Source organism: Bacillus sp. JJ1474 (assembly GCF_036965225.1).
In the GTDB taxonomy this organism is placed as follows: domain Bacteria; phylum Bacillota; class Bacilli; order Bacillales; family Cytobacillaceae; genus Cytobacillus.
Map to the genome: position 1 here is coordinate 1 of NZ_JBALPC010000063.1, position 4,453 is coordinate 4,453.

Consider the following 4,453-nt stretch of genomic DNA (forward strand, 5'->3'; position numbering starts at 1 on the left):
TTTTAGCACGTATTCATAGGAATTATTAATTTTCATTTATCTTGAAATAAATTTACAGCAAAGATCCGTCAATTGTTCAATATACATTGATAAAATTTAAAAACTGTGATAAATTAGTTTAGAAACACATAAATAAAGGGGAAGAAATCAAACTATCCCAATTATAATTTTACAATATACTCCCCTATTTGTCAACTCTAATTTCATTTTTTCTAAAGGAGTGCTTGGTATGAACAATGAACTACGTCAGGAGCAGGAACGATTAGATAGCGTCATCGAAACAATCACCGAGCAAATCGATAAGCTGGAAAACGAAACTGGCCGGCGCCGAAAAGAAGTAGTTAATATTCGGAAGCACTTTTGGGATGATGTCAAAGTAAATATAGATACATTTGACGATTATCTTGAGACAATCATTGGCTTAAGACAACAGGCACAAGACTTGGCCGTAAATCAAAGCACCCACAGGCACGCCTTCAATCGACTATCCGTACTGCGCCGTATGGAGGGTGTCCCTTATTTTGGCCGGATCAACATCACTGAAGAAGGAACTTCAACACCAGAAAAAATTTATATCGGCATCACAACACTTACAGATACAAGCGGCGAGAACTTCCTGATCTACGACTGGAGGGCACCCATTTCGAGTGTTTACTACGATTTCCCGCCTGGTCCGGCTGAGTATGTCACACCAGGAGGAGTCATACGCGGCTTCTTGGATCAAAAGTGGCAATATATCATTCGGGATGGTGTTATCGAATCGATGTTCGATACGAGCCTTACGATTGGTGACGAGATTTTACAGCAAGTGCTTGGAAAAAGTACAGACAAACATATGCACAGTATCGTGGCCACCATTCAACAGGAGCAAAATCGAATTATCCGGTACGACCATGGACGGCTTCTTATTGTTCAAGGGGCCGCTGGCAGCGGTAAGACATCGGCCGCCCTACAGCGAATCGCATACTTGCTCTATAAGTATCGAGATTGGCTTAAAGCCGATCAAATTATTTTATTTTCGCCAAACGCTATGTTTAACCATTACGTTTCCAGAGTGTTACCAGAGCTAGGTGAAGAAAACATGCAGCAGGTTACATTTCAGGAATATTTAGATCATCGGTTGGGCAACGATTTTCAAGTGGAGGGTCCTTACGAGCAATTAGAATATGTGTTGACTGCGGCGGATGATCCTTCATATCGAATCAGGACTTCGAGTATTCGATTTAAGGCATCTACCCGTTTTTTTGAGACAATTAAAACATTCAGACAGTCGCTGGACTTATCGGGAATGGTCTTCAAAGGGATTAAATTTAAAGGAAAGCCACTCATCTCTTCCAAACAAATCTCAGAAAGATTTTATGGCAGCAACACCTCGCTTCGCTTTCATAACAGGATTGCGAAGTTGAAAGAGTGGCTATTAGAGCAAATAGATGAAACTGAAAAGCTCGAAATAACAAAGCAATGGGTACAGGAAGAAGTCGAGTTGCTTAGCAAAGAGGATTACCAAAAGGCATTTTCCCACTTACAAAAAAAGCATGGGTTTAGTGAAGACTCTTTTGATGATTATGATAGAGAGCAGGAATTACTCGGGCGTATGATTGTTCGCAAGAAGTTGAAGCCGATTCGCAAATGGATTCGATCGCTTCAATTTATCAATATAACAGGAATATATAAGCAGCTTTTCACTGATCCAACTCGAATTAATCTGTGGATTGCGGGCAAAACACCTGAAGAATGGGAGGACATTTGCCTATCGACCGTGAAAATGTTAGATGAAGGCAACTTGTTTTACGAAGATGCTACTCCGTTTTTACTTTTGAAGGAGTTGATTCAAGGCTTTCAGACGAATACCGCTATCAAACACGTGCTTGTAGACGAAGCTCAAGATTATTCTCCGTTTCAGTTCGAGTTTTTGAAACGATTATTTCCTTCGGCAAGAATGACCGTGCTTGGCGACTTTAACCAAGCAATATTCGCCCATGCCAGCGAAATGGCCGATTTTCATACGCTTACTGGATTATACGGACCGGATGAAACGGATGCGATTAACTTGACCCTTAGCTACAGATCCACAAAACCAATTGTTGAATTTACCCGCAAACTGGTGCCCGGCGGCGAACGAATTACTGCTTTTGATCGCGATGGCGAGAAGCCTGTGCTGACTCAAGTGTCCGATCATGACGAACTGCATCACCGCATTGCCTCCAAAGTTGCTGAATTACAGGAGCAGCGGTATCATACGATCGCGATTATATGCAAATCCGCTGCAGAAAGCACAGCTGCCTATGAGGCTCTGAACAGCATCGAGGAAATCAAGCTCGTGAAAAGCGGCTCAATTGAATATGAACAAGGCGTTGTTGTCGTACCGGCGTATTTGGCCAAAGGCATCGAATTTGATGCCGTTATCATTTATGACGCTTCGGCGCAAGTATACGGCGATGAAAGTTTGCGTAGATTGTTCTATACTGCCTGCACAAGAGCTATGCATTATTTGCAGCTATACAGTGTAGAGAAACCAAGCCCCTTTTTGCGAAATGATACAGCGGAGAGTTATATTTTGAGTTTATCTTAAAATTAAGCTTTAGGTTATGAGATGACTGATAGAGGACTTTTATGGGATTATTATTTTAAGCGTCATAACTTTATTTGACCAATCACTTCCTTCTCATTCATTCAGATAAGTAATAAACTAACAAGGCAATGCCTATTAAAACCATTCCTACTAAACCAGAATAAAGACCAAACCTAGTGCTTAGGGTATTAAAGCTTTTCCTATCTTGTACATTTGACCATGCACCGAGCGAAATACCAGAAATGATCATAAAAACTATACCAATGTTGAATAAGACCTTCACCATGAGACTGCCTCCTTTTCGCATAATCTATTAATGGGAATTTTAAAAAAACTTTCATAAATATAAAAGTTAAAAGGAGAATCCGTTTTGAATATAATAAAATCAAATCCTAATAATGTTGCTCCCCCCATCGCTCAATATCATCATGTAACCGTTGTACCTAGAGATGCTGAAATAATTGTGTTATCTGGTCAACTCGGAAATGATAAGCATGGCATCCTTCCAGCTGATATAGAAACGCAGTTTGCCAATGCACTTGAAAATATTAAATCCATTTTAAAAAGTGAAGGTGTAGACGTAAGCAATGTTTTCAAAGTGAATTTTTGGTTCACTGAAAGTATTAATAGAGAAATCTTTTTGGAAAAATGGAGTGGATTTCATAATCAATCACCGCCCGCTACAACATTAGCATATGTCTCAGCTTTAGCACGGCCAGAAATCAAGGTGGAGGTTGAGGCTTGGGCTGCAAGATAATATAAATTGGTTAAATAAGGGGCAATTTTTGCCCCCTTAAATTTAACCAGTATATTTTTTTATTTCTTGGCTAAGTCCATTAACACGCTTGAGGTAATGTTCTCTTTTTTTAGAGTCTTGAATAAATGAAATAAACAAAATGGAAAGCATTAAAGCTGTATCTAATCGATAGATGGATTGAATGATTTCCTTTGTATTTTCAATAATCGCAACATCCTTATATCCCTTTAAAAATTCTTTCTCTGCTATTTCCTGTGATTCAGAAATTCTCATTAATTCCATAATTGGATCTCCGATAAAAGCATTATCCCAATCTAGTATTGCTTGAATCTTGCCATTTTTCCCTATTAAATTTGGCGGTCTTACATCAAGATGCAGAAGGGAATTGTTTGTTTGTGAAGTATTTAAAATCGCTTCCATTTCTTCTGTTGAAGGGATAAAGATATTCCTGTTTATTAATTGACTTAGAGATTGAGCACGGTCTGTTATTCTATGAGCAATAATACTAGATAATGTTTGTTCATTTTGATCTATTATGGATAGTCCATCTAATGGGACTTTATGTATTTGGGATGTAAGTATGCCAATCTCGAAAGGAGAAATCTCTTGATCATCGCCTAGTACAAATTCAGAAGCTAGAAAATTTATGTCTTCACTTAAATGTAGCTGATGCACTTTTGGCACGGGTATATGATATTTGTGACAATGCTCAGAGATAGCAGCTTCTTTTTTTAATGAAATGACACCACTCGAATGTTTATCCATCATATTTTCTTCAGATCTCCAAGGTGTTCTTATTGCGAGTTGCCCAAGATTCTTTTCTTTTACAAGAAATACAGCGTTTATGACACCATTTGCTAAAAAACTTATTTCATCAACTTTCAAATTTAAACGATTTGTTAATACATGGTGAATACTAATTATTAACTCTTCTATTTTTTCTTTTGTTAAGTTCATTGGCTAAATTCCTTTTTACTTTATTTAATGGTTTACGTATTTAAATCTATTAAAGTTTCAATGTTTTTTTCCTAAAAGGAAATAAGTGCCTTTTACCATTCGCCGTTACCTCCGGATCTGTTTTTTCATGCAGAAGGGAGTTATGATTGCCTCTTAACTACCTTCCG

Annotated in this window: 4 protein-coding genes; 2 read left to right on the top strand and 2 right to left on the bottom strand. The window is 38.2% G+C overall.

From position 1 onward, the window contains the following. The first annotated feature begins 229 nt into the window (after positions 1 to 229). Entirely contained in the window at positions 230 to 2,572 is a 2,343-nt protein-coding gene (gene helD, locus V7164_RS09705; RefSeq protein WP_335353988.1) for an RNA polymerase recycling motor HelD, read from the top strand. Between the two features lie 97 nt (positions 2,573 to 2,669). Here the strand turns inward: helD and V7164_RS09710 are convergent, their stop codons facing one another. Then, positions 2,670 to 2,858, bottom strand: coding sequence for a hypothetical protein (locus V7164_RS09710; RefSeq protein WP_335343809.1), 189 nt, complete (start codon positions 2,856 to 2,858; stop codon positions 2,670 to 2,672). Between the two features lie 84 nt (positions 2,859 to 2,942). Between V7164_RS09710 and V7164_RS09715 the strand changes: the two genes are divergently transcribed. Continuing rightward, positions 2,943 to 3,329: a RidA family protein gene (locus V7164_RS09715; protein WP_335343810.1), complete on the top strand. Its 387-nt coding sequence runs from the start codon at positions 2,943 to 2,945 to the stop codon at positions 3,327 to 3,329. 42 nt (positions 3,330 to 3,371) lie between these two features. Here V7164_RS09715 and V7164_RS09720 read toward each other — a convergent pair whose 3' ends face one another. Further along, positions 3,372 to 4,286, bottom strand: a complete 915-nt coding sequence (locus V7164_RS09720; RefSeq protein ID WP_335343811.1) for a phosphotransferase family protein — start codon at positions 4,284 to 4,286, stop codon at positions 3,372 to 3,374. Between the last annotated feature and the right edge of the window lie 167 nt (positions 4,287 to 4,453).